Below are 23,144 nucleotides of genomic sequence, written 5' to 3' on the forward strand. Positions count from 1 at the left end.
CTTACTTGAACAATACCCTAGCTTTGTGTTTGTCCCATAAGTGATCCAATGGCTTGTATAAGCGCAGGGCTGCGTTCATCGGCCCTAAATGCTTCCAACACTTTTACGCGCAGTTTGGGTTGAAACATAAGCTCTTGCACTAAACCATTAAACACACCTTGATCTGCAGCACATTGATGAATAAAAAGATCCATTAATGACTCTGCCACTAGGTCTTGGCTGCATTTACTTGCAATGGTAGCGAGTAGCTCAACACCGACAGTTTGCTCCTTGCTCATTATTTCTTTTAGCCACTTTTGGCGTGATAAAAAGTCTGGAGACTGACTGACAGCCCGTAAACAAGCTACTTTTTCGCCAGCATCGTTGCTGGCCTTTGCGCGTAAGATAAACTCTGTGGATAGTGTGTGGCTAAGCTTTTGATTTTCAAGCTGTGCAGCAAGAGTATCAAGCACTGGTGCAGGTAGGTGTTTGACTTTTTGTTGCCAATCATCTTGTTGACCTAAGCGCATAGCGAAGTCGGCAAAGCCTTGCAATCCTAGTTCTTGCCAGTCTTTATGCGTGGTACCTTTGCGCATGTAGCTTTGCACAGCTGGATAAAAGCTAGATGCTGTTTGCTCTAAAGTAAGGCTTGCTTGGGCATGGAAGGCCGCCATACGAGCCTGATCTGGGGTAAAGGCAAGGTTACTGTGTTTTAGTTGTTCAGCCCACTCACCAGATGTTTTTTTGTCTAGCATGTTAGTACCAATGGTTTCTAACAGCTGATTAAGAAACTCATCACGTGCTGCTTGAATTAATAAACCACGTTCATCCAGTGGTAGTTTTAAAAACCAAATGGTTGGAGTGGTGAGTTTTTCTTCTGGCGTCTTTGGTGACCAAGATAGAATGCCCACCCAGGCATGTCGTAACCAAGGAAGAGGATAGGCTTTGCGTCCTTCTTCGAAGGCTTTAAAATCCGTTGAAGATAGTTTGCCAAGGCGACAGCCCATGTCATATATGCGATATTGACCTTGTAGTTGTTGCAAAAGATCACTTAAAGTTTCTACAGGTTGCATTTGGTCTGCTCGTGGGCCTAGGTTAAGATGACGAATATTATATCAAGTTTTACGCAAAGAGGTGTGTTGTGGTGGCAAAAAGCTGGTGGGTTTACATGGTACAAACTCAAGGCGACCGTTTGTATACTGGCATCACCACTGATCCTGCTAGACGCTTTAAAGAACACTGTGATGGTGGTAAGTTAGGGGCGAAGTTTTTTCGTACAGATCCAGCTTCAGCTATGGTTTTTGTGGAGCCACAGCCAGATCGATCTGCAGCAAGTAAGCGCGAGTTTGCTCTGAAAAAATTAACACGTAAACAAAAAATGGAATTAATTCCAGTAAATTCTATTGTGCTTTAAACCGCTGTCCAGTAATGCCTAAACTGTCAGGTCCAAGAAGGTATTGGTAAACAGGCATGATGTCTTTGGGTAGTGGGTTTTGTGCTGGGTTTTCACCAGGGTATGCTTGTGCTCTCATGCTGGTGCGAGTTGCGCCAGGATCGATAATATTAACGCGAATTTTACTAGTATTTCCAGTTTCATCAGCCAGTATCTGAGCCATGCCCTCTGTTGCAAACTTAGATACGCTGTAGGCGCCCCAGTATGCTTTGCCTTGAGCGCCAACGCTAGAGCTTGTGAATATAATAGAGGCGTCTTTTGACACCTCTAATAAGGGCAGAAGGGCTTGCGTCATCATGAATGGGGCAGTGGCATTGACCTGCATTACAAGGTTCCATGTGCGCGATTCATAGTTAGACAATGGAGTGCGTTGACCCAATATTGATGCGTTGTGCACTAAGCCATCTAAGCCGCCAAATTCGTCTTCCACAACTTGTGCCAGGCTAATGTAGTCTTCATCGGTAGCAGAGCGTAAATCTAATGGATAAATAGCAGCTTGTGGGTATCCAGCATTTTCAATTTCATCATACACAACTTCTAGTTTTTCTATGGTGCGTCCTAGCAATATAACCGTTGCACCTAGCCTTGCACTATCTATAGCAGCTGCGCGGCCAATGCCATCGCCAGCGCCTGTAATAAGTATGACTCTATTTTTAAGAAGTTGATCTGGCGCAGTGTAATCAAACATGGAAAATGGTGTCCTAAAATGATTCAAACCTAGATTATTTTAAGGTCTAAATTGTTGATCTTTTATTGATCGGTTTGGGGTTTTGTGGCGTAGACAAGGTAATTAACATCCACATCTTTAGTATTTAGAGCATATTTTTTTGTCAATGGATTATAGGTCATGCCCGTCATTTCGCATGGATTAAGATTCGCTAGGCGCATATGTTCATGCAGTTCAGAGGGTTTAATGAATTTTTTATGTTCGTGGGTGCCCTTAGGAAGCATTTTCAATAGGTATTCAGCGCCAATAATAGCGAATAAATAGGATTTTGGATTACGGTTTATAGTTGAAAAGAAGGCTTGGCCGCCTGGCTTAAGAAGCTTTGCACAAGCCTCAACCACGGCGCTTGGATCTGGCACATGCTCTAACATTTCTAAGCAGGTGACTACATCATATAAGCCTGCTTCTTCTTCGGCTAACTGCTCGGCAGTCATTTGTCGGTAATCTACCTCCACGCCACTTTCTATGCTGTGCAGCTGCGCTACTTTAAGAGGTGCTTCTCCCATATCTATGCCTGTTACAGTGGCTCCGCGCAGGGCCATTGCTTCGGCAACAATGCCCCCACCACAGCCAATATCGGCTACTTTCTTGCCATGGAGGTGGGCGCGCTCATCAATCCAGCCTATGCGCAATGGATTAATGGCATGTAGAGGTTTGAATTCACTATGCAGGTCCCACCAGCGGGCAGCAAGAGCTTCAAATTTGGCGATTTCTTCTGGGTCTACGTTTTGATTCACGGTGGCGTTTCACACTAGTAAAAAATGGCCTTCAGTATAGCGCGTAAATCTATTTTCTGCATCTGAAAATGTACTTAAAGGCAGACTGCTAATGAAGGCTTTGCAGGTGGCAAATAAGGCACAGATCGTGCTAAAGTAGGGCATTAGCTGACGCCTGTTTTTGGCGTTGTTCATAGGGGCGCCGAAAGGTGAGCTCAAAGCGTTAACCGCATAAGGAAGATGGCATAATTATGGCTGAGATGGCTAAAGAAATATCGCCTATTAATATTGAAGATGAACTCAAGCAATCCTATTTAGATTACGCCATGAGCGTCATCGTTGGGCGAGCATTACCTGATGTGCGCGATGGCTTAAAGCCAGTGCACAGACGAGTTTTGTTCGCTATGAATGAGCTAAGTAACGATTGGAACAAACCTTACAAGAAGTCTGCCCGTGTGGTGGGTGACGTAATAGGTAAGTATCATCCGCATGGTGATACAGCTGTTTACGACACTATTGTACGTATGGCGCAACCCTTTTCTATGCGCTATACCTTAGTTGACGGTCAAGGCAACTTTGGTTCAGTAGACGGTGATTCTGCAGCAGCAATGCGTTACACAGAAATCCGTATGCAAAAAATCTCTCATGATTTATTAGCAGATTTGGAAAAAGATACGGTTGATTTTGTGCCCAACTATGACGGCACCGAAATGATTCCTGATGTACTGCCGACGCGGTTACCCAACTTGTTGGTAAACGGCTCCTCAGGCATTGCTGTAGGTATGGCTACAAATATCCCACCTCACAACATTAATGAGGTAATCAGCGGTTGTTTGGCTCTTATCGAAAATCCCGATATTGAAGTGGATGAGCTGATGCAGCACATCCCTGGCCCAGATTTCCCGACTGCTGGCATTATTAATGGCCGTGCAGGTATTGTGCAGGCATACCGCACTGGTCGTGGACGCATCTATGTGCGTGCCCGCTATCATGTAGAAGAAAACCCTAAAAATAATAAGGCTTCCATCATTGTTACGGAACTGCCTTATCAAGTTAACAAAGCTCGTCTTATTGAAAAAATTGCAGAGCTTGTTAAAGATAAAAAAATTGAAGGAATTACTGAGCTGCGTGATGAGTCTGACAAGGACGGTATGCGCATGGTTATTGAATTGCGTCGTGGCGAAGTGCCTGAAGTGCTTATTAATAACCTATATACCCAAACGCAGATGGAAAATGTTTTTGGTATTAATGTAGTCGCCCTAGTAGACGGGCAACCACGCACACTAAACCTTAAACAAATGCTCGAAGCTTTTGTGCGCCACCGTCGCGAAGTGGTTACGCGCCGTACTTTATTTGAATTACGCAAAGCCCGCGAACGTGGGCATGTACTTGAAGGCCTTATGGTGGCATTAGCCAACATTGACCCAGTAATAGAGCTTATTAAAACCTCTACTAATGCTGCAGAGGCGCGCGAAAAGTTAGTAGCGCAGCGCTGGCCAGCAGGTCGAGTGGTGTCAATGCTTGAACGTGCGGGGCCAGATGCCTGTAAGCCTGATACTTTGGGTGCTTCTTTTGGCTTACAAGGTGATGAATATCAGCTTTCTGATGGTCAAGCCCAAGCTATATTAGAGCTACGTTTGCATCGTTTAACTGGATTAGAGCAGGACAAACTGGTTGCTGAGTATCAGTTGTTGTTAGAACGTATTGAAGAGCTGCTAGATATTTTAGGCTCTGCTGAGCGTTTGATGGAAGTGATCCGTGAAGAGTTGGCACAGGTGCTAGAAGCCTATGGTGATGAGCGTCGTTCAGAAATTATTGCTTCGCGTCAAGATCTCACAGTAGCAGACTTGATTCCTGAAGAAGACATGGTGGTAACCATCTCTCATGGTGGCTATGCTAAAACTCAGCCTGTCAGTGACTACCAAGCTCAGCGCAGAGGCGGCCGTGGTAAAGCGGCTACAGGTGTTAAAGAGGATGATTTTGTAGAGCACCTTATTGTGACATCATCTCACGATACTATTTTGTGCTTTAGTAACCGCGGCAAAGTGTATTGGTTGCGAGTGTTTGAGATTCCACAAGCCAGTCGCACGGCTCGCGGTCGCCCCATTGTTAATATCTTGCCACTAGAAGAGGGCGAGCGCTTAACAACAATTCTTCCATTGCCTGAGGGCGGGTATCAAGAAGGCCACTTCATATTTATGGCCACAGCAAGTGGTACCGTGAAGAAAACCCCTCTTACTGCTTTTGCGCGTCCTCGCACCAGTGGCTTAATAGCGCTTGGTCTTGATGAGGGTGATACATTAATAGGCGCCACAGTGACTGATGGCGAGCAACAAATTATGTTGTTTGCTAGTAATGGTTTGGCTGTGCGTTTTGATGAAGATGATGTGCGTCCTATGGGCCGAACTGCTCGAGGGGTGCGTGGTATTCGTCTTGCAGAAGATGCTAGCGTCATCAGTCTTATTATGCCTCAGGCAGAAGGTCGCATACTGACCGCCAGTGAAAATGGCTTTGGCAAGCAAAGTCGAAATGAAGATTACCCTGTACGTGGTCGAGGTGGTAAAGGTGTTATCGCTATTCAAATGTCAGAACGTAATGGCGCTCTTATTGGTGCAGTTCAAGTGTTTGATGGTGATGAGGTTATTCTAATCAGCGATCAAGGTACTCTTGTGCGTACGCGTAGCAGTGAAGTATCGGTGTTGGGTCGTAACACTCAAGGTGTGACCTTAATTAAGGTGCAAGAAGGCGAAAAGTTAGTGCAGGTTGCCCGTGTTGCTGAAACGATTCCAGAAGTTGCTGACGAAGTTGAAAATTCAGATGCAAGCGTGCCTGGTGCAGAGCTAGCTGAAAACAGCTCGGAGGATGTCTCGGCTGAGGCTTCGACGACGGACACACCAGAACAGGAGTAGGCTTCTATGAGTAAGCGTCTGTTTAACTTTTGTGCTGGTCCAGCTGCGTTACCTACAGCTGTGCTGGAAAAGGCACAAGCGCAGCTTTTAGATTGGCAAGATCGTGGTCTGTCGGTGATGGAAATTAGTCATCGGCATCCTGCTTTTATGTCTATGGCGCAGGAAGCTGAGAGCAAGCTACGCCAGCTCATGGGCATACCTAGTAACTATAAAGTGCTGTTTTTACAAGGTGGTGCCACAGCCCAGTTTGCTTTGTTGCCTATGAATTTGCTTGGGTCTAAGACTCAAGCAGATTATATAGATACCGGTATTTGGTCGGCTAAAGCGATTGATGCTATGGCGCCCTTTGGCACTGCTTTGGATGCAGGCTCTAGTGCGTCTGGTGGTTACCGCACAGTACCTAGTCAAGCGCAACTTAAGCTCAATAAAAAATCGGCTTACGTGCATTATTGCCCCAATGAAACTATTGGCGGTCTGGCCTTTGATTATGTGCCTGATACAGGCCTGGTGCCTTTGGTAGCAGACATGTCCTCAACCATTCTTTCTGAGCCTATTGATGTCACTAAATTTGGTTTGATCTACGCCGGTGCTCAAAAAAATATTGGCCCAGCAGGGTTGACCTTAGTAATTGTAAGGGATGATCTTCTTGGTGACGCGTGTGCAACCACACCTAATCCATTCAACTACGCCTTACAAGCAGCCAATGATTCCATGTTAAACACGCCACCCACCTATGGTTGGTATTTAGCAGGATTAGTGTTTGATTGGTTGTTGCAGCAAGGTGGCCTTGAAGTGATGGCACAAAAAAATACTGCTAAAGCACAAATGCTTTACCAAGCAATCGATGATAGCGAGCTTTATTCCAATAATGTTCATAGTGCTAACCGCTCTAAAATGAATGTGACCTTTACATTGTCTGATCCAGCTTTGGATGGAGAGTTTTTACAGCAAGCGCAAGCTAATGGGTTACTTAATCTGAAAGGCCATCGCAGTGTAGGTGGTATGAGAGCAAGTATTTATAATGCCGTTCCACAAGAAGCCATCGATGCGTTGGTGGCCTTTATGAACGACTTTGAAACAAGACACCAGGCTTAATATTACTATGACCAAGCCCGAATTAACTCAAGAGCAAGAGCTTGGTCAATTACGTCAAGACATTGATCTAATTGACCAGCAAATCCAAAGCCTCATTAATCAACGGGCAACTTGTGCTCAGCGGGTTGCTGAAGTTAAGCAGTTGCACCAAGGCAGTCAGGACGCCGTTTTTTATCGGCCAGAACGAGAAGCCCAGGTATTGCGCAATGTTATGGAACGTAATGAAGGTCCATTGGGTGACGAAGAAATGGCTCGCTTGTTTCGTGAGTTAATGTCGGCATGTTTGGCCCACGAGCAACCTATGAAGATCGCTTTTTTGGGCCCTGAAGGCACCTTTACTCAAGCTGCGGCACTAAAGCACTTTGGCCACTCAGTCATTAGTGCGCCTTTAAGCTCTATTGATGAGGTCTTTCGTGAAGTGGAAGCCAAGCGCGCTCACTATGGTGTAGTGCCTATAGAAAACTCATCTGAAGGTATGGTCAATAATACTTTAGACAGCTTTCGTCATTCCTCGTTAGTTATTTCTGGTGAAGTAGAAATGCGTATTCACCAGAATCTGTTAGTAAAATCTGGTTCTGATCTATCTCAAATAGAATGCATATATTCTCATTCCCAATCTTTAGCGCAGTGCCGGTCGTGGCTCGATAACCATATGCCTCATGCGCAGCGATTTGCAGTCAGTAGTAACGCAGAGGCTGCTCGTAGAGTGGCGCAACAATCGGGGCAAGAGGTGGGTAAAGTGGCAGCAATTGCTGGCGTTATGGCGGCGCAACTTTATGATCTAGAAGTGAAAAACGCAAATATTGAAGATCAACCTGATAATACCACTCGATTTTTGATTATTGGGCACGCTACAGTGCCAGCTTCAGGGCAAGATAAAACCTCATTATTGGTGCTGGCTCGAAATAAACCAGGCGCCTTGTACAATATTCTAGAGCCATTCCATCGCAATAAAGTAAGCATGACCAGTATTGAATCTAGACCTTCAGGTCAGGGTGCATGGGGCTATGTGTTTTATATTGACTTTGAAGGTCATCACAGTGATACGAAAGTACAGCAAGTACTTAAAGATTTAGATCACGACTCTGTTGAAGTGCGCATATTAGGGTCATACCCTCAGGCAGTGCTTTAGTGGCTGTTAATCTCTTAACACCTGAGACATCGGCATCATTTTCTCATGGCAATGTATTAGTTTTAGGCTTAGGTCTAATTGGTGGCTCCTTAGCTGCTGCGCTGCGCCGCACCAAAAAGCATCAGCTGTGGGGCTATGATCTTGACGCCGCTAGTATGCAGCAAGCCCAAGACCAAGGTGTGATTGACCACCAAGTGTCAAATCTGGTGGCTACTATTGGCAAGATGGATGTAGTGGTGTTAGCTGTTCCTGTGAAAGCTATGGAAAATGTACTAGCACAAGTAGGGCCATATATAACGCCCAACACACTATTAACTGATGTTGGTAGTGTAAAGGGTAGTATCATTTCAGCAGCCTATGAGGTGTTTGGTATGCCGCCACCAGGGTTTGTACCAGGGCATCCCATTGCAGGGTCTGAACGCAGTGGTATTAACGCTGTGAATATTGACTTATTTGTTGATCACAAATTTATTATTACTCCATTACCCACCAGCCACCCTAGTGCAATTGAAGTGTTAGGTGATATGTGGGCAGGTGTAGGTAGTGAAATTTTACTTATGGAAGTGGAAAGGCATGATGAAGTGCTAGCCGCCACAAGTCATTTGCCGCATCTTTTGGCTTTTTCTTTGGTGGATACGTTAGCTTCAGATACTGCTAATAAAGATATTTTTCGCTACGCAGCAGGCGGGTTTAGAGACTTTACTCGTATTGCTGGTAGTGACCCAACCATGTGGCATGATGTATTTATTGCCAATCGTGACGCTTGTCTCAAAGCTTTAGATCAGTTTACTGAAGGCTTGACTAAATTAAGGGGCGCTGTTGCTAAAGGTGACAGTCAAACCATAATGGGCGTGTTAACTCGAGCGCGCAGTGCTCGACACCATTTTGAAAAAATATTGGCAAACTCTGCCTATACTGGAATTATGACAAATACAAAACATTTTAACGTTCACCCAGGCGGTCAGGTAAAAGGGTGCATTCGTGTGCCTGGTGACAAGTCTGTTTCTCATCGCTCCATTATGCTTGGCGCTTTGGCTCAAGGGACCACCCATATAAGTGGTTTTTTAGAAGGCGAAGATGCCATGGCCACGTTGCAAGCGTTTCGTGATATGGGTGTGGTCATTGAGGGGCCTGCAGAAGGTAAAGTAGTGGTGCATGGTGTAGGTCTTAACGGACTTAAACCACCACCAGGGCCGCTTTATGTTGGTAACTCAGGCACTACTATTCGTTTAATGGCAGGTCTTATGGCTGGTCAAGCGTTTGATGTGGAGCTCAGTGGAGATGTGTCATTGAATAAACGCCCCATGGAACGAGTGGCAAAGCCATTACGCTTAATGGGCGCCATAGTTGAGACGGCAGAAGGTGGTTGCCCACCTATGAAAATTAAAGGCGCCCAGCAGCTTACGGGTATTCATTATGATTTACCTATGGCAAGTGCCCAAGTGAAGTCTTGTGTCATGTTGGCTGGGTTATACGCTAAAGGCAAAACCAGTGTGACTGAACCCGCACCTACTCGTGATCACACTGAAAGGATGTTAAAGGGTTTTGGTTATGATGTTGATCGTAATGCGGATACTTGTTCTATTAACGGTCAGGGTCAGTTAGTTGCTACAGATATTGATGTGCCATCTGATATTTCTTCAGCTACTTTTTTCTTAGTTGCTGCAGCGATATGCCCAGGCTCTGATCTTGTTATTGAACATGTGGGTATGAATCCAACACGTATAGGTGTGGTTAATATACTGCGCTTAATGGGAGCAGATCTTAAGGTTCAAAATGAACGTGAAGTAGGTGGCGAACCAGTAGCAGATTTACATATAAAGTACGCACCACTTAAAGGAATCCATGTGCCTGAAGATCAGGTGCCTTTGGCCATTGACGAATTTCCAGCACTCATGGTGGCTGCATCTTGTGCAACGGGTACGACCACCATTACTGGTGCTGAAGAACTACGCGTCAAAGAAAGTGATCGTATTCGGGCCATGGTAGATGGCCTTAGCGCTATGGGAGTGACTATAGAGGGTACATCTGACGGTGCCGTTATTAAGGGTATGGGCGCAGAAAAGCGATTTACTGCCGCACAAATTGTTACTCACCATGACCACCGTATCGCAATGGCGTTTACCATTGCGGGTTTGCGCGCTGAGGCTACTATAAAAATTCTAGATTGTGCTCATGTAGCCACGTCTTTTCCTAATTTTGTAGAGCTGGCGCGTACCGTAGGTATGTCACTTGACGAGGAGTATCAGTCATGAAAACTGTTCCAATTATTACCATAGATGGACCTAGTGGCTCTGGAAAAGGTACCTTATGTAAATTGCTTGCAGACCGCTTAAGTTATCATTTATTGGACAGTGGTGCTTTATATCGTTTAGTGGCTTTGGCTGCCGAGCATCATGGTGTAAGTGCTGAAAACGAGTTGGCTGTAGCAGACATTGCAGCATGTTTAGATGTGCAATTCAAAGCCCAAGGTGATGGTGTACAAGTGGTGTTGGAAGGTGAGGATGTGAGTCTTTCTATTCGCACAGAAGCGTGTGGAATGAATGCTTCCAAAGTAGCAAGCCTCACGCTGGTGCGCAAAGCTTTACAAGAGCGCCAAAGGGCTTTTGCAGAGTTGCCAGGTCTAGTGGCAGACGGCCGTGATATGGGCACAGTTATATTTCCAGAAGCCCAAGTAAAGGTATTCTTGACTGCAAGTGCGCAAGAACGCGCCGATAGACGGTATAAACAGTTGAAAAGCAAAGGTTTGAGTGCTAGCCTGTCAAATATACTGACGGATATTCAGAAACGGGACGAGCGCGACGAAAATCGCACTGTAGCCCCTTTGAAACCCTCTCAAGATGCGTTAGTAATTGATTGTACCCATATGAGCATTTTAGATGTGGAACAAAAGATACTGACATATATTCATAGTAAGGGTATTTTTTAATACGCTTACCTTACATTAACTAACTAGAGGAATTTCGAGACGCAAGTGCTGTATTTTAGCTACTGGGTATCGTTACCTCATCGAGTATTACAATGGGCGAAAGTTTCGCAGACCTGTTTGAAGAAAGTCTCCAACAGGTAGAGATGAAAAAGGGTGCTTTGATTACAGGTGTAGTCATCGCGATTGACAGTGAAGTTGTCACCATTAACGTAGGCTTAAAGTCTGAAGGTGTCGTTTCACGCAGTGAGTTTCTAAATGCAGAAGGCGAGTTAGAAGTAGCCGTTGGTGACGATGTACTGGTTGCCCTACAAGAAATTGAAGATGGCTTAGGTGCCACCCAAGTATCTCGCGAACGTGCTCGTGAAATGGAACGCTGGCATCAGCTGGAAAAAATCCAAACTGACGATCAAACTGTTACTGGTGTGATTAGCGCACGCGTTAAAGGCGGCTTTAACGTTGAACTAGGTGGCATACGTGCCTTCCTACCTGGTTCTTTGATCGATACTCGTCCGTTACAAGATGTGTCTCACCTAGAAGGTGTGGATCTAGAATTTAAGATCATCAAGCTAGATATGCTACGTAATAATGTGGTTGTTTCTCGAAGAGCATTGATGGATGAAGCTAATAAAGCACAGCGCGCACAAGTATTATCTACCCTTGAAGAGGGTGCGGTTGTGAAAGGTTTTGTTAAAAACTTAACGGACTACGGTGCATTTATTGATCTAGGCGGCCTTGATGGTTTGCTTCATATTACTGATATTGCATGGCGTCGTATTAAGCACCCAAGCGAAATGTTAACTGCTGGTGCTGACATTGAAGTTAAAGTGTTAAAGTTTGATGCTGAAAAACAACGTGTATCTCTTGGTTTAAAGCAGCTTCAGCAAGACCCTTGGACTAGCTTTACTGACACTTACCCAACAGGTAGTCGTTTACCAGCCACTGTAACTACAGTGACAGACTACGGTTGTTTCGCACGTGTGTCAGATGGTATTGAAGGTCTTGTCCACGCCTCTGAAATGAGCTGGATGAAGCGTAACCTGCACCCATCTAAGATGGTGTCTGTCGGTGAAGAAATTGAAGTCATGATTTTAGACATTAATGGAGAAAAGCGCCGTTTGTCTTTAGGCATGAAACAATGCAGCGAAAGCCCTTGGGTTGCCTTCTCTAAGCAGTATTCAGAAGGTGATAAAGTTTCTGGTAAGCTAAACTCTAAGACGGACTTTGGCCTATTTATTGGTTTAGAAGATGGTATTGATGGCTTGGTTCATGTCTCTGATGTTGATTGGAACAAGAGTGACGAAAGCTTGTTGGAAAGCTTTCAAAAAGGTCAGCAAATTGAAGCTGTGATTTTGTCAATTGATACAGAGCGCCAACGTGTTGCTCTTGGCATTAAGCAAATGGCAGGTGATCCGTTCTCTGATTACGCAGCCGCAAATGCAAAAGGCGCTGAAGTAACAGGGGTAGTTTCAGAAGTGACTTCTGGTGGTTTGTTGGTTGATTTAGCTGAAGGCGTTCAAGGCTTCCTAAAACGTGGGGAATTGGCTCAAGGTCAAGAGCTAACAGAGTTTAAGGAAGGGCAAGAAGTCACCAGTTTTGTTGCAAACGTAGACCGTAAAGGTCGTTCTATTAGCCTAGCAATACGGGCTCAAGAAACTGCGAAGCAGCGTGTACAGATGCAAGAACTAAACACTAAGACCATCGAGTCTGAAGGGCCAACCACCATTGGTGACCTTATTAAGGAACAGCTCAAAAAATAATAAAAAGGATAAGCCATGCGTAAGTCTGAACTCATTGAAAATTTGATTGACCGTTTTGAAAGTGTACCTGTAAGAAGCGTAGAGCAGTCTGTTAAGGCCATTATTGATCATATGGCTGATGCTCTTGCAGCGGGAGATCGAATTGAAATAAGAGGCTTTGGCAGCTTTTGTTTACACTACCGAGCACCAAGAATAGGGCGTAACCCTAAAACAGGTGATTCGGTAGAGTTAGCAGCAAAGTATGTTCCTCACTTTAAACCAGGCAAAGAGCTACGCGATCAGGTAAACGATAGCCTATAATAGGCTATCGTTGATTCAAGGTTGGGCTTGCTCACCACCCTGATTAGGTAAAGCACGTGAAATTAATAAAGTCATTGTTCCTTGTTATCACCATTATGTTAGCTTTGATTATTGGTGTGCTTTTTAGTACTCGAAATAGTCAGGCTGTACCTTTAGATCTCATATTTTTTCAATTCCCTCCTGTAAGCATAGCGATTTGGTTATTGCTAAGTTTGGCAACAGGCGCAATTTTGAGTGCTTTTGTTTATGGTTTTATTACCTTTAAACTTAAGCGTCGCAATGTGCAGTTGCAGCGTCAGTTAGCTAAGCTAGATCAATCTGAGTCTAGGCTTAAGGTAACGCAATAAATATGGATATTTCTTTACTTGCTGCCTCCATTATCGCTTTAGGTATAGGGTGGTGGCTGGGGCAAAGAGAAAACCAACAAAAGCGAACCGCACGGTTAGGTTTACAAGCTGATTATTATCGCGGCCTAAATTATTTACTAAACCAGCAAACAGATGAAGCGTTAGACTTATTCATTCATGCGCTAGAAGTGAACCCACAAACTGTTGAGACGCACTTAGCCTTGGGAAGTCTATTCCGGCGCAGAGGGGAAGTTGATAAAGCCATTCACATTCATCAAAATTTATTATCAAGTAAAGATTTAGGCCAAGAGCAATTAATGCTTGCTGAGCTTGAGCTGGCGCATGATTTTATCAAAGCAGGCTTATTGGATCGTGCAGAAGAATTACTACTTGACGTTGCGCAGCAGCCTAACCAACAAAAAGCCAAAGCAATAGAGCTGCTAGTAGACGTATATCAACGTGAGCAGGATTGGCGTAAAGCCCTTGAAGCAGGGGACGTGGCTAAGGTATCTGTGAGTATTGATTTGGCCCAAAGGTTATCTCACTTTTGCTGTGAGTTGGCAGAAGAGGCACTGCAGTCAAGTCAAGAGTCAGACTGTCTAGCCTACTTAAAGCGTGCCAAACGCCATAACGCAGATAACCCAAGGGTTAGTTTTTTGCGTGCAAAATTAAGCATGCAGCAAAATAATTACCTAGATGCTAAGAGACATCTATTGGTAATGGTTCAAAAAGACTTACAATTAGTGCCAGAAATTATAGACCCTTTGTATTTATGTTTCTCTAAACTTGAGGATATAGATGGATGGAGAGCTTGGCTAAATCAAGGCATGTCACAACACCCAAGTACCAGTTTGTTGTTAGCTCAGGCGCAAGAGATAGGCCTACAAGATGATTCGAGTGCAGCGGCGTACATGACCGAAAAGCTGCGACAAAGGCCTTCTTTAAAAGGATTTAATTATCTCATTGATTTACATATGCAATGGGCATCAGAGAGTGCAAAAGATAGCTTACAAGTGCTCAAAGGGCTTACTGTTGCGCTACAAAATAGCAAACCATTATATAGGTGTAGGCAATGTGGTTTTGCTGGAAACTCTATGCACTGGCAGTGCCCTAGTTGTCACCAATGGGACACCACCAAGCCTATTTACGGATTAGAAGGAGAGTAACTTGGAGCAAGATTCGCCCATCGTTGTGGCTTTGGATTATCAATCAGCAGATCAAGCGATTGTTATGGCGCAGCAGTTAGACCCAACACGCTGTCGCTTAAAAGTGGGTAAAGAACTCTTTACTGCAGCAGGTCCGCAACTAGTTGACCAGCTTCAACAGTATGGATTTGAAATTTTTTTAGATCTTAAGTTTCACGATATACCCAACACTGTAGCTAAAGCAGTATTAGCGGCAGCTCGCATGGGAGTGTGGATGGTGAATGTACACGCCAGTGGTGGTGCAGAAATGATGCAGGTCACAAAAGCGGCACTTAGTGACAAAGGCGGTCATCAGCCATTATTAATTGCAGTAACCGTATTAACCAGCATGGACGCCGCTGGTTTAAAAGCGACAGGTATAGATCAATCCCCCGCACAAAGAGTGCTCTCATTAGCTCACTTAAGTCAGGCTTCTGGTTTTGATGGCGTGGTTTGTTCAGCCCAAGAGTCTGCGTTGCTAAAAGCCCAGTTAGGCGCTGGGTTTAAGCTGGTTACCCCAGGAATTCGTCCACATTTTGCCGCGATAGGTGATCAAAAGAGGATTATGACTCCAGCGCAAGCGATAGCAGCTGGTAGTGACTATCTGGTAATAGGTAGGCCCATTACACAAGCAGATGACCCAATGAAAGTGTTAGAGTTGATTGAAAAAGAGTTGTCCTAGCAATTTAATTATCTTGTGCTAGGCTTAAAGAGTCTCAAGGATGTTGAGACTCTATATTTTAATCAAGGAGTAGATTATGAATTTAACTCGTAAAATAGCTTTATTGTTATTATCAGCGGTCATCACTTTAGGGTCTTTTGCGCCCCTATCTTATGCCCAAAGCACAGCCCCCATTAATATTAACACAGCCACAGTTGTAGAACTTGTTGAAGCTCTTGATGGTGTGGGTGAGGTTAAAGCAGCCGCTATTGTGGCACTGCGTGAGCAGCTTGGAAGCTTTGTTAACTTGGAGCAACTGCTTGAAGTTAAAGGCATAGGCAGTGCTACCCTCTTACGCATTAGCCCTGTAATCGTGCTAGAGTAGGTTATACTTTACCGTTGGTAGGTGCAGCGGCTGCATAGGCAACTGCATCTTTTTCACCATATGCACAAGGACATCAATAATGGCCATGACATGGCAAGGTTTGTTAGCTGATCAGCGTTTTGGCAAACCCTATACGCAAGAGCACAATAAGGGACGTACCCCATTCCACAAAGATTATGATCGACTGATATTTTCCAGTGCGTTTAGGCGTATGGGACACAAAACTCAGGTGCACTCGTTGTCTCATAATGATCATGTGCATAATCGTTTAACTCATAGTTTAGAAGTCTCAAGTGTGGGTCGTAGTTTGGGTATTCAAGTAGGTCAAAGCTTACAAAACCAACCACATTGGCCAAGCTGGATTGAGCCCCATGACTTAGGTGCGATTGTACAATCTGCTTGTTTAGCACACGATATTGGCAACCCGCCATTTGGGCATTTTGGTGAGAGTTCCATTCGTCATTGGTTTGCTAGCTATGCGCAGCAAGGTGGCATGACCCAATTAAACTTGGATGAGCAATCTGACCTACTTAATTTTGAAGGCAATGCCCAAGGCTTACGTACACTTACACAATTGGAATATCATCAATTTAATGGCGGCATGCGCCTCACTTACGCGACTCTGGGCAGTTTTGTTAAATACCCGTGGTTATCCAATTCGGTGCAATGTGAACGTAAGTCTAAGTTTGGTTCTTTGCAATCAGAAAAACACATATTGGCTGACATTGCAGATCGCGTAGGGCTTATACAGCAGGGCGACTTTCAATGGTGTAGGCATCCGTTAGTGTATCTGATGGAAGCTGCCGATGATATTTGTTATGCCATCATCGACTTAGAAGACGGTGTAGAGCTAGGTATCATTGACGAACAGGATGTATTGGAGCTGTTGGCGCCTATTACGGGGCCAGCAGAGGTGCCTAAACGCACCGCAATGGTTGACGCATATTACTCCACTAGGCGCTTAGCATTGCTGCGTGGCAAGGTTATTGACTATCTTGTGCAGTCTGCAGCACAAACGTTTATGCAACATATCCCCGCATTGCTTGAGGGTAAATTAGAAGGGGACTTGATCTCCCACTGTGACCCCATCACTCAAAAAGTTATTGGCGATGCTAAAGCCTTAGCAAAAAACCGTATATTTTTAGCCCCTGAGCGTCATCGCACAGAATTAGCAGCATACTCAGTGCTAGAAAAACTGCTAGACGGTTTTGTGCCTGCAGCTCTAGCAATTGGTGAGCCATCAGATGATAAACGTTTGTCTTTTAAAGCCGAAAAGCACCTAGCTTTGATGGGTGCTCATCGGCCAGAACAAGGAGCAACGGCTTACCAGGCCTTATGTTGCACTATGGATTTTATTGGTGGTATGACTGATAACTATGCAGTCGATTTAGCGCGTCAGTTAAGTGGTGAAATGAAATAAAAAATAACTTAGGTGTTATTTTTAAAATATGACCTAAGCTTAAAAGGATAGATAACTAACGCAAGGATGCGTATGTCTGATATTCCCTTAAGTACTTCTGTATCTCTTACTAATATTGTTGCGTTAACAGACCAGCTATTAGAAGTGGCATTACTGGCCAGAGCATCTGATTTGCATTTGGAACCACAGTGCCAGAGCATGCAGTTACGCATGCGGGTTGATGGCCTGATGCAATTAATGAAATCTCCATTTGACAAATTACCAGCTTCTATAGCAGATGCCATAGTAGTGCGTATTAAGTTACTTTGTGAAATGGACATTAGTGAATCACGTAGGCCCCAAGATGGTAGCTTTCAATGGCAGCTTAACGACCAGTATGTAGACATACGTTGTAGCAGTTTGACTGGACACTGGGGTGAAAAGTTAGTACTTAGGTTGCAATGGCAACAACAAAATATTGACCTGAGTAAGCAAGGGCTCTCTTTTGAACAGATAAAAATTGTACATACTCAACTGAGTAAACCCCAAGGTCTTATCTTAGTAACGGGCCCAACTGGCAGTGGCAAAACTATGTTTTTGTATAGCTGCTTAAAAAAAATTCAAACCCCCCATCTTAATATTGTGAGCGCTGAAGACCCTGTAGAAGTGGCTCTAGGTGATGTGCATCAAGTGGCAGTGAATGAAGCTATTGATTTATCTTACAGCCAAATTTTAAGGGCCCTATTACGCCAGGATCCTGATGTCATTATGCTTGGTGAGCTGCGTGATTTTGATAGTGCAGATGTTGCACTCAAGGCGGCACAAACTGGGCACTTGCTGTTAACTTCCATGCATACCAGTAGTTTAAGTGAAGCCATTCATCGATGTCATGGATTGGGTGTGGATATGTTGGCATTGAGCTATTGCTTGAGTTTAATCATTAACCAACGCCTAGTACGTCGATTATGTAGCCAATGTAAAAGCCCCATGAGCAAGCTACAGATTGAATCTTTTGCTAGTAGGGAGTGGTTAGATGCTGCAGCTAGCTACGAATTTTGTTTTGGCGCAATTAACCCTTGCCTTCCGGTCGGGTGTGATGAGTGTCAAGGTGGCTACAACGGGCGTTTTGGCGTGTTTGATCTGTTGGTTATGGATCACTCTAAACGCGACTCAGTGGCCTGTAGGAGAGTGCAAGAGCTAGAATGCGGTGCAGGCTTGCGTCAACAAGGTTTGTGGCGTGTTATTTCAGGTGATACCAGTATTGCTGAAGTGAATCGAGTCACGTGGTGAAACTTAGGATAGTGAGTTATTGGGAGCACTTATGGCAGTGGTGGCTTTGGTATGGGTTAGACTCAAAGTCGATACACACAAGTGGTGTAAAAAAATGTACCAGCCTTGCCTTATTACGTTCAACGCTTGCCTTGGAGGGAGTTGAGGTTATTAAGGTTCAAAGGTTGTGGCCTTGGCAGCGTCATTGGCCCAAACGTATTGATCATGAGCATTTACAAGCATTGCTTGGGCAATGGGCTCAGTTGTTATCTTCTGGCTTACCTTTATTGTCCTGTATTACCTTAGTGCACTTGCAGCAAGCGTCAGGGCGGCTGCGTTATGAGCTGATTCAGATACAAAATGCATTACTTAGTGGTGTAAGTTTTTCAAATTCCCTTTCCCAAAGTAGATTGTTTCCAACCACAATAGTGCACCTAGTTGAAGCGGGGGAAGCCAGTGGTGAATTGGCTACACTGTTAGCCCAAGTGCATGAGAAGCAGGTGCAGCAGGCAAACTTAAAGCGACGTTTTAAACGGAGCTTATTTATGCCGCTCATTACTTTTTTTAGCGGTTTGATGGTGAGTTTAGTAATTATCTACTGGGTGGTGCCACAGGTAGCAAACTTATATACGTCAGGTAACTATGAGCTGCCAATGCTTACTCAATGGTTGCTGGGTCTTTCCGATATGGTGCAAGATAGCATAGGCGCCATGTTAGTTGGTTTGATATGCACTTATATTAGCTTAGTTTGGCTGTGGTCTAAGGCTAATTTACGTGTGAAATTAGAGTGGGTACTCTTGCACATTCCAGGTCTTGGCGAATTGATGCGACTGCACAGTAAAGCAGATGTGTTTTTGGTGTTATCCTTGACGTTTAACGCCGGTGTTCCTTTATTAGATTGCTTGGCCCTTGCTGCCAACAGTAGCCGATGGGAGATCATGTCTAGAGACTTAAATGCTTCTATTTTAGGGCTTCAACAAGGTCAAAAACTAAGCCAAATTTTGACTAAAATGTCTTGGTCGGCACAAACCTTACAGCTAATACGGATAGGTGAAGTTGCTGGTGACTTGGGGCTTAGTTTCACTCAATTACAGCATTATTATGAAGCTCAGGTGGTTAGTAAAAGTCAATGGTTAGAGCAACTGTTAGAGCCAGCACTGCTTATTCTGATAGCTGGGTTTGTAGGTTTGATTTTAGTTGCGCTTTATTTACCCTTATTTCAAATGGGGCAAATGATGTGACAAGGATAGAGTGCTGGTATAATGATGTGTGTTGGTTTATCAGGGTAAAAAAATGATAGTGGGTCTCACAGGTGGCATTGGTAGTGGTAAAAGTGTAGTGAGTGCTCAGTTAAAAACTCTAGGTGCTTGGGTAGTGGATTCAGATCAGATTGCCAGAGACGTAGTGGTCGCAGGAAGTCCAGCTCTGGCTGCCATTGCTAAGCATTTTGGTCACGAAATACTGCTTGAAAATGGCACGTTAAATCGAGTCTCATTACGTCAAAAAATCTTTGCTGATAAAGCTCAAAAGCAGTGGTTAGAAGCGTTATTGCACCCTCTTATAAGCTGCGCTGTTGATGCGCAATTAGCGACATCTCATGGCATCTATAGTGTCTTGGAATCACCCTTATTATTAGAAACTCTGCAATATAAAAAGACAAGTTTTGTAGTCGTGGTTGACACCAGTGAAGCCCTCCAAAGGCAACGTGCATGTCAACGAGATGCTAGTGAGGTCGATCAAATTAACGCTATTATGAATGCTCAATTGCCAAGACATGAGCGCTTGTTAAGGGCAGATTGGGTGTTGGATAATCAACACGATCTCAAGTACCTTAGTGCAAAAGTATTGCAACTACACCAACACCTTTGTCAGATGACGGAACAAACATTATGAGCCAATATCCCTGTCCCCAGTGCCAAAAAGAACTTACGTGGAGTTTACAAAATGACCATAGACCTTTTTGTAGTGAACGCTGCCAGCAAATAGATCTAGGTGCATGGGCTAGTGGCGAATACGCTATTGCAGGTGATGAGCTAGAAAATGATTTCTCAAGTGCCTTGCTTGAATCCTCTGATCAGCACGATTAATTAAATCAATTAATCTGCAACCACCGGTATGTGAGCTATATTTAAAGCGTATTAAAATAATCACAGGAAGGTGATATGTTGTACGCTATTAAAAATTGTCTAAATTTGAATAAAAAGCCCACAGGCTTGAGCAATGGTTTTTCTTTGCTTGAATTGCTGCTTGTGGTCGCCTTGATCGGCATATTAGCTGCGTTTGCGGTGCCAACCTATCAAACATATCTTCAAAAAACACGTTTTATGGAAGTGGTGCAACTAAGCCACGCCATCCGTGTTGCTCAATCTGCTTGTTTATTGCAGGTAGGGGAGAATATCAGTGCTTGCGATACCTTTGCAGAGCTTGCTATGCCCGTACCACAAGCTAGCGATAATACTCAAAGTATTAATATATTAGCAACTAATGGCACGATCACAGGGGTTGGAACCAAAGCAGCTGGAAGTTATACATTTATACTAACCCCCAATATAAATAGTGCTGGCTTATTAACCTATTCTTCGGGGGGGACTTGCATAGAGATGGGTTTTTGCAGGCCTTAAGTTAGGCCTGCGTGACTAAACCCATTAGTGATAAATTAGCGTTTATCGACAGCTTGCTTAGCTAAGTATTCGCCATAGGTACCGTGGAAATCAACCAAAGTCTGATCTTTTATCTCTAGTACTCTAGTGGCTAGTGAAGATACAAATTCACGGTCATGGCTCACAAAAATCAGTGTGCCATCATAAGCTTTTAAAGCTTTGTTCAAAGACTCAATGGCTTCCATATCTAAGTGGTTAGTGGGTTCGTCCATAATTAACACGTTAGTGTCTTGCATCATCAACTTACCAAACAATAGGCGGTTTTTTTCACCACCAGAGCATACAGCTACTTTCTTTAGATAGTCATCTGCAGTGAAAAGCAGGCGACCTAACATACTCCTTACGGTAAGGTCGTCGTGTTTAGGTGTACGCCATTGAGAGATCCAATCAAATAATGTTAAATCAGAACCAAAATCAATAGTGCTATCTTGAGGGCAGTATCCAAGCACTGCGTTTTCAGACCACTTTATAACCCCTTTATTAGCTTTGAGTTGCTCTAATAAGCAGCGTAAAAAGGTCGTTTTACCAACGCCGTTTTCACCAATGACAGCAAGTTTTGACCCAGCCTCTAAGATGATTTCACCATCATTAAACAAACTTTCGTCGTCAAACCCATGGCTAAGTTTTTCTATGACCAATGCTTGGCGATGAAGTTTTTTATGTGGGGTGAAGCCAATGTAAGGGGACACCCGACTGGATGCAATGACTTCATCTAGTTCTATTTTTTCCAATTTCTTTGCTCTAGAAGAAGCCTGTTTAGCCTTTGATGCATTGGCAGAGAAACGTGCTACAAATTGTTGTAACTCTGCACGTTCGGCACTTTTCTTAGCATTTGATGATAGTAGTTGTTCTTGTATTAAGTTAGAAGCAGCGGTATAGGCTTCGTAGTTACCGGCATACACCCGCAGCTCTCCATAGTCGATATCAGCCATATGGGTACATACAGAATTTAAGAAATAACGATCGTGAGAGATAATAATCATGGTGCTGCGGCGCTGACTCAAGACTTCTGTCAGCCAATTTATAGTAGTAATATCCAGGTTGTTGGTAGGTTCATCTAACAATAAAATATCTGGATCAGCAAATAATGCCTGAGCTAAAAGTACACGTAATTTCCAGCCTGGTGCTACTTGAGACATTAAGCCCCAATGGAAAGATTCATCGATACCTGCTTGAGTTAGAATCTCTGCAGCACGACTTTCAGCACTGTAGCCGTCCATTTCTGCAAATTCAACTTCTAACTCAGCCACCTTCATGCCATCCTCTTCACTCATTTCAAGCTGGCTATAGATAGCTTCACGGTCTTGTTTTACTTGCCATAGCTTGGCATCGCCCATGATGACAGCATCAATGACAGTAGATTCTTCAAACGCAAACTGGTCTTGGCTTAAAGTTCCTACAGTGTCATTAGGAGAGAAGGAAACGTTACCAGAAGTTGGTGTTAGCTCACCACTTAGTATTTTCATGAATGTAGACTTGCCACATCCGTTGGCACCAATGAGGCCGTAGCGATTGCCATTGCCAAATTTAGCTGAAATGTTTTCGAATAATGGCTTAGCGCCAAACTGCATGGTGATGTTTGCGGTAGTTATCAAGGGAATATACTGTTTACTGGTAGTGAAATTAGGGCGCGTAGTCTACCAGTTCTGCGCCTATCAGGCTAACATAACCAGCCTTTTAATTGAGCATCATCAACTAATGGCTCAAGTAGGTCCCAAAGTTGCGGGCAACCTGCTTTTATACGAATACCATTAACCGTTTTAACCTGTTCTTTAGTGATGCCGTGGGTGATCCAGCTGTGTCCTTGGTCATTTAAATTATGCATTAATGGTAAAGCTCGATCTAAGGCCTTGGCAAAGCGCGCATCAGCGCTATTGGCAGCTTCAAATTCGTGCCACAGTGTAATGTATTCATCTCCCATGTTGTTAGGTAGCATGCCTAAAATGCGCTTTGTGGCAGCCGCTTCTGCTTGTTCGTGGTCTTCACCTACAGCGTCATAAACAATCACGTCGCCGGTGTCAATTTCGCATAGATCGTGAATCAAAAGCATGCGTATTACGCGATTTATATCCACAGTTTGCGCGGCATAATCTTTGAGCATTAGTGCCGCTAGGGTAACTTGCCATGAATGCTCAGCGGAGTTCTCGTAACGCTCCATACCCATTGGGCGGGTCTTTCTAAGTACTGCTTTGAGCTTATCAATTTCTTTTACGAAGCCAATGATTTGAGTAAGTTCTTGCAT

At 44.1% G+C, this 23,144-nt stretch carries 23 protein-coding genes; 18 read left to right on the forward strand and 5 right to left on the reverse strand.

The annotated features are described in order from the left end of the window. Nucleotides 1-17: 17 nt before the first annotated feature. Nucleotides 18-1,052 (reverse strand): DUF3549 family protein, encoded by a 1,035-nt coding sequence (locus ABXT42_RS04400; protein WP_443629153.1) that lies wholly within the window; start codon nucleotides 1,050-1,052, stop codon nucleotides 18-20. A 95-nt stretch (nucleotides 1,053-1,147) separates the two neighbouring features. On the opposite strand from ABXT42_RS04400, the gene ABXT42_RS04405 reads away from it, so the two are divergent. Then, entirely contained in the window at nucleotides 1,148-1,393 is a 246-nt protein-coding gene (locus tag ABXT42_RS04405; protein WP_443629154.1) for a GIY-YIG nuclease family protein, read from the forward strand. Here the strand turns inward: ABXT42_RS04405 and ABXT42_RS04410 are convergent. Both ABXT42_RS04410 and ubiG read right to left on the reverse strand, forming a co-directional pair. Continuing rightward, nucleotides 1,380-2,120 (reverse strand): YciK family oxidoreductase, encoded by a 741-nt coding sequence (locus tag ABXT42_RS04410; protein ID WP_443629155.1) that lies wholly within the window; start codon nucleotides 2,118-2,120, stop codon nucleotides 1,380-1,382. The genes ABXT42_RS04405 and ABXT42_RS04410 overlap by 14 nt on opposite strands. A 62-nt stretch (nucleotides 2,121-2,182) precedes the next feature. Further along, a complete protein-coding gene (gene ubiG / locus ABXT42_RS04415) occupies nucleotides 2,183-2,896 on the reverse strand; it encodes a bifunctional 2-polyprenyl-6-hydroxyphenol methylase/3-demethylubiquinol 3-O-methyltransferase UbiG (protein ID WP_443629156.1) in 714 nt (237 codons plus the stop codon). 230 nt (nucleotides 2,897-3,126) lie between these two features. On the opposite strand from ubiG, the gene gyrA reads away from it, so the two are divergent. The 17 genes from gyrA to ABXT42_RS04500 all read left to right on the forward strand — a co-directional run bounded on the left by gyrA (nucleotide 3,127) and on the right by ABXT42_RS04500 (nucleotide 20,863). Beyond that, on the forward strand, nucleotides 3,127-5,784 hold the full coding sequence (gene gyrA, locus ABXT42_RS04420; RefSeq protein WP_443629157.1) for a DNA gyrase subunit A: 2,658 nt from the start codon (nucleotides 3,127-3,129) through the stop codon (nucleotides 5,782-5,784). A 6-nt stretch (nucleotides 5,785-5,790) separates the two neighbouring features. Next, nucleotides 5,791-6,879, forward strand: coding sequence for a 3-phosphoserine/phosphohydroxythreonine transaminase (gene serC / locus ABXT42_RS04425; protein WP_443629158.1), 1,089 nt, complete (start codon nucleotides 5,791-5,793; stop codon nucleotides 6,877-6,879). 7 nt (nucleotides 6,880-6,886) lie between these two features. After that, nucleotides 6,887-8,011 carry a prephenate dehydratase gene (gene pheA / locus ABXT42_RS04430; RefSeq protein ID WP_443629159.1) on the forward strand — a complete coding sequence of 375 codons (1,125 nt, stop codon included), beginning with the start codon at nucleotides 6,887-6,889 and terminating at the stop codon, nucleotides 8,009-8,011. After that, the gene (locus ABXT42_RS04435; protein WP_443629160.1) at nucleotides 8,011-10,266 is read left to right on the forward strand and encodes a bifunctional prephenate dehydrogenase/3-phosphoshikimate 1-carboxyvinyltransferase; all 2,256 of its coding nucleotides are present in this window, start codon (nucleotides 8,011-8,013) and stop codon (nucleotides 10,264-10,266) included. The genes pheA and ABXT42_RS04435 overlap by 1 nt, the downstream gene beginning before the upstream one ends. Then, nucleotides 10,263-10,940 (forward strand): (d)CMP kinase, encoded by a 678-nt coding sequence (cmk, locus tag ABXT42_RS04440; protein ID WP_443629161.1) that lies wholly within the window; start codon nucleotides 10,263-10,265, stop codon nucleotides 10,938-10,940. Before ABXT42_RS04435 ends, cmk begins: the two co-directional genes overlap by 4 nt. Before the next feature lie 92 nt (nucleotides 10,941-11,032). Next, the gene (gene rpsA, locus ABXT42_RS04445) at nucleotides 11,033-12,697 is read left to right on the forward strand and encodes a 30S ribosomal protein S1 (RefSeq protein ID WP_443629162.1); all 1,665 of its coding nucleotides are present in this window, start codon (nucleotides 11,033-11,035) and stop codon (nucleotides 12,695-12,697) included. A 15-nt stretch (nucleotides 12,698-12,712) separates the two neighbouring features. Further along, on the forward strand, nucleotides 12,713-12,997 hold the full coding sequence (locus ABXT42_RS04450) for an integration host factor subunit beta (protein WP_443629163.1): 285 nt from the start codon (nucleotides 12,713-12,715) through the stop codon (nucleotides 12,995-12,997). A 56-nt stretch (nucleotides 12,998-13,053) separates the two neighbouring features. Next, nucleotides 13,054-13,344, forward strand: coding sequence for a lipopolysaccharide assembly protein LapA domain-containing protein (locus ABXT42_RS04455; protein WP_443629164.1), 291 nt, complete (start codon nucleotides 13,054-13,056; stop codon nucleotides 13,342-13,344). A 2-nt stretch (nucleotides 13,345-13,346) separates the two neighbouring features. After that, nucleotides 13,347-14,510 (forward strand): lipopolysaccharide assembly protein LapB, encoded by a 1,164-nt coding sequence (gene lapB / locus ABXT42_RS04460; RefSeq protein WP_443629165.1) that lies wholly within the window; start codon nucleotides 13,347-13,349, stop codon nucleotides 14,508-14,510. Nucleotide 14,511: 1 nt separating this feature from the next. Further along, complete coding sequence (gene pyrF, locus ABXT42_RS04465; RefSeq protein WP_443629166.1) at nucleotides 14,512-15,210, forward strand: orotidine-5'-phosphate decarboxylase; 699 nt, start codon at nucleotides 14,512-14,514, stop codon at nucleotides 15,208-15,210. Nucleotides 15,211-15,286: 76 nt separating this feature from the next. Next, nucleotides 15,287-15,574 carry a ComEA family DNA-binding protein gene (locus tag ABXT42_RS04470; RefSeq protein ID WP_443629167.1) on the forward strand — a complete coding sequence of 96 codons (288 nt, stop codon included), beginning with the start codon at nucleotides 15,287-15,289 and terminating at the stop codon, nucleotides 15,572-15,574. 79 nt (nucleotides 15,575-15,653) lie between these two features. Beyond that, nucleotides 15,654-16,994, forward strand: coding sequence for a deoxyguanosinetriphosphate triphosphohydrolase (locus ABXT42_RS04475; protein WP_443629168.1), 1,341 nt, complete (start codon nucleotides 15,654-15,656; stop codon nucleotides 16,992-16,994). A 72-nt stretch (nucleotides 16,995-17,066) separates the two neighbouring features. Further along, nucleotides 17,067-18,263, forward strand: coding sequence for a GspE/PulE family protein (locus ABXT42_RS04480; RefSeq protein ID WP_443629169.1), 1,197 nt, complete (start codon nucleotides 17,067-17,069; stop codon nucleotides 18,261-18,263). 11 nt (nucleotides 18,264-18,274) lie between these two features. Next, the gene (locus tag ABXT42_RS04485) at nucleotides 18,275-19,483 is read left to right on the forward strand and encodes a type II secretion system F family protein (RefSeq protein WP_443629170.1); all 1,209 of its coding nucleotides are present in this window, start codon (nucleotides 18,275-18,277) and stop codon (nucleotides 19,481-19,483) included. Between the two features lie 52 nt (nucleotides 19,484-19,535). Next, nucleotides 19,536-20,135, forward strand: coding sequence for a dephospho-CoA kinase (gene coaE, locus ABXT42_RS04490; protein WP_443629171.1), 600 nt, complete (start codon nucleotides 19,536-19,538; stop codon nucleotides 20,133-20,135). Further along, nucleotides 20,132-20,329 (forward strand): DNA gyrase inhibitor YacG, encoded by a 198-nt coding sequence (locus ABXT42_RS04495; RefSeq protein ID WP_443629172.1) that lies wholly within the window; start codon nucleotides 20,132-20,134, stop codon nucleotides 20,327-20,329. The genes coaE and ABXT42_RS04495 overlap by 4 nt, the downstream gene beginning before the upstream one ends. Nucleotides 20,330-20,404: 75 nt before the next feature. Beyond that, nucleotides 20,405-20,863, forward strand: coding sequence for a pilin (locus tag ABXT42_RS04500; protein WP_443629173.1), 459 nt, complete (start codon nucleotides 20,405-20,407; stop codon nucleotides 20,861-20,863). A 35-nt stretch (nucleotides 20,864-20,898) separates the two neighbouring features. Here ABXT42_RS04500 and ABXT42_RS04505 read toward each other — a convergent pair whose 3' ends face one another. Together ABXT42_RS04505 and ABXT42_RS04510 are read right to left on the reverse strand one after the other, a co-directional pair. Beyond that, nucleotides 20,899-22,497 (reverse strand): ABC-F family ATPase, encoded by a 1,599-nt coding sequence (locus ABXT42_RS04505; RefSeq protein WP_443629174.1) that lies wholly within the window; start codon nucleotides 22,495-22,497, stop codon nucleotides 20,899-20,901. Nucleotides 22,498-22,562: 65 nt separating this feature from the next. Further along, a complete protein-coding gene (locus ABXT42_RS04510) occupies nucleotides 22,563-23,144 on the reverse strand; it encodes an HD domain-containing protein (protein ID WP_443629175.1) in 582 nt (193 codons plus the stop codon).

It is taken from the genome of Candidatus Njordibacter sp. Uisw_002 (genome assembly GCF_047730155.1).
Lineage (GTDB): Bacteria > Pseudomonadota > Gammaproteobacteria > Pseudomonadales > Balneatricaceae > Njordibacter.

Excerpts from the sequence above, each read along its gene's own strand:
- ABXT42_RS04400 (WP_443629153.1), bottom strand. The coding sequence starts at position 1,052 with ATGCAACCTGTAGAAACTTTAAGTGATCTTTTGCAACAACTACAAGGT.
- ABXT42_RS04405 (WP_443629154.1), top strand. The coding sequence starts at position 1,148 with ATGGTACAAACTCAAGGCGACCGTTTGTATACTGGCATCACCACTGAT.
- ABXT42_RS04410 (WP_443629155.1), bottom strand. The coding sequence starts at position 2,120 with ATGTTTGATTACACTGCGCCAGATCAACTTCTTAAAAATAGAGTCATA.
- gyrA (WP_443629157.1), top strand. The coding sequence starts at position 3,127 with ATGGCTGAGATGGCTAAAGAAATATCGCCTATTAATATTGAAGATGAA.
- serC (WP_443629158.1), top strand. The coding sequence starts at position 5,791 with ATGAGTAAGCGTCTGTTTAACTTTTGTGCTGGTCCAGCTGCGTTACCT.
- pheA (WP_443629159.1), top strand. The coding sequence starts at position 6,887 with ATGACCAAGCCCGAATTAACTCAAGAGCAAGAGCTTGGTCAATTACGT.
- cmk (WP_443629161.1), top strand. The coding sequence starts at position 10,263 with ATGAAAACTGTTCCAATTATTACCATAGATGGACCTAGTGGCTCTGGA.
- rpsA (WP_443629162.1), top strand. The coding sequence starts at position 11,033 with ATGGGCGAAAGTTTCGCAGACCTGTTTGAAGAAAGTCTCCAACAGGTA.
- ABXT42_RS04450 (WP_443629163.1), top strand. The coding sequence starts at position 12,713 with ATGCGTAAGTCTGAACTCATTGAAAATTTGATTGACCGTTTTGAAAGT.
- lapB (WP_443629165.1), top strand. The coding sequence starts at position 13,347 with ATGGATATTTCTTTACTTGCTGCCTCCATTATCGCTTTAGGTATAGGG.
- ABXT42_RS04470 (WP_443629167.1), top strand. The coding sequence starts at position 15,287 with ATGAATTTAACTCGTAAAATAGCTTTATTGTTATTATCAGCGGTCATC.
- ABXT42_RS04475 (WP_443629168.1), top strand. The coding sequence starts at position 15,654 with ATGGCCATGACATGGCAAGGTTTGTTAGCTGATCAGCGTTTTGGCAAA.
- ABXT42_RS04480 (WP_443629169.1), top strand. The coding sequence starts at position 17,067 with ATGTCTGATATTCCCTTAAGTACTTCTGTATCTCTTACTAATATTGTT.
- coaE (WP_443629171.1), top strand. The coding sequence starts at position 19,536 with ATGATAGTGGGTCTCACAGGTGGCATTGGTAGTGGTAAAAGTGTAGTG.
- ABXT42_RS04495 (WP_443629172.1), top strand. The coding sequence starts at position 20,132 with ATGAGCCAATATCCCTGTCCCCAGTGCCAAAAAGAACTTACGTGGAGT.
- ABXT42_RS04500 (WP_443629173.1), top strand. The coding sequence starts at position 20,405 with ATGTTGTACGCTATTAAAAATTGTCTAAATTTGAATAAAAAGCCCACA.
- ABXT42_RS04510 (WP_443629175.1), bottom strand. The coding sequence starts at position 23,144 with ATGCAAGAACTTACTCAAATCATTGGCTTCGTAAAAGAAATTGATAAG.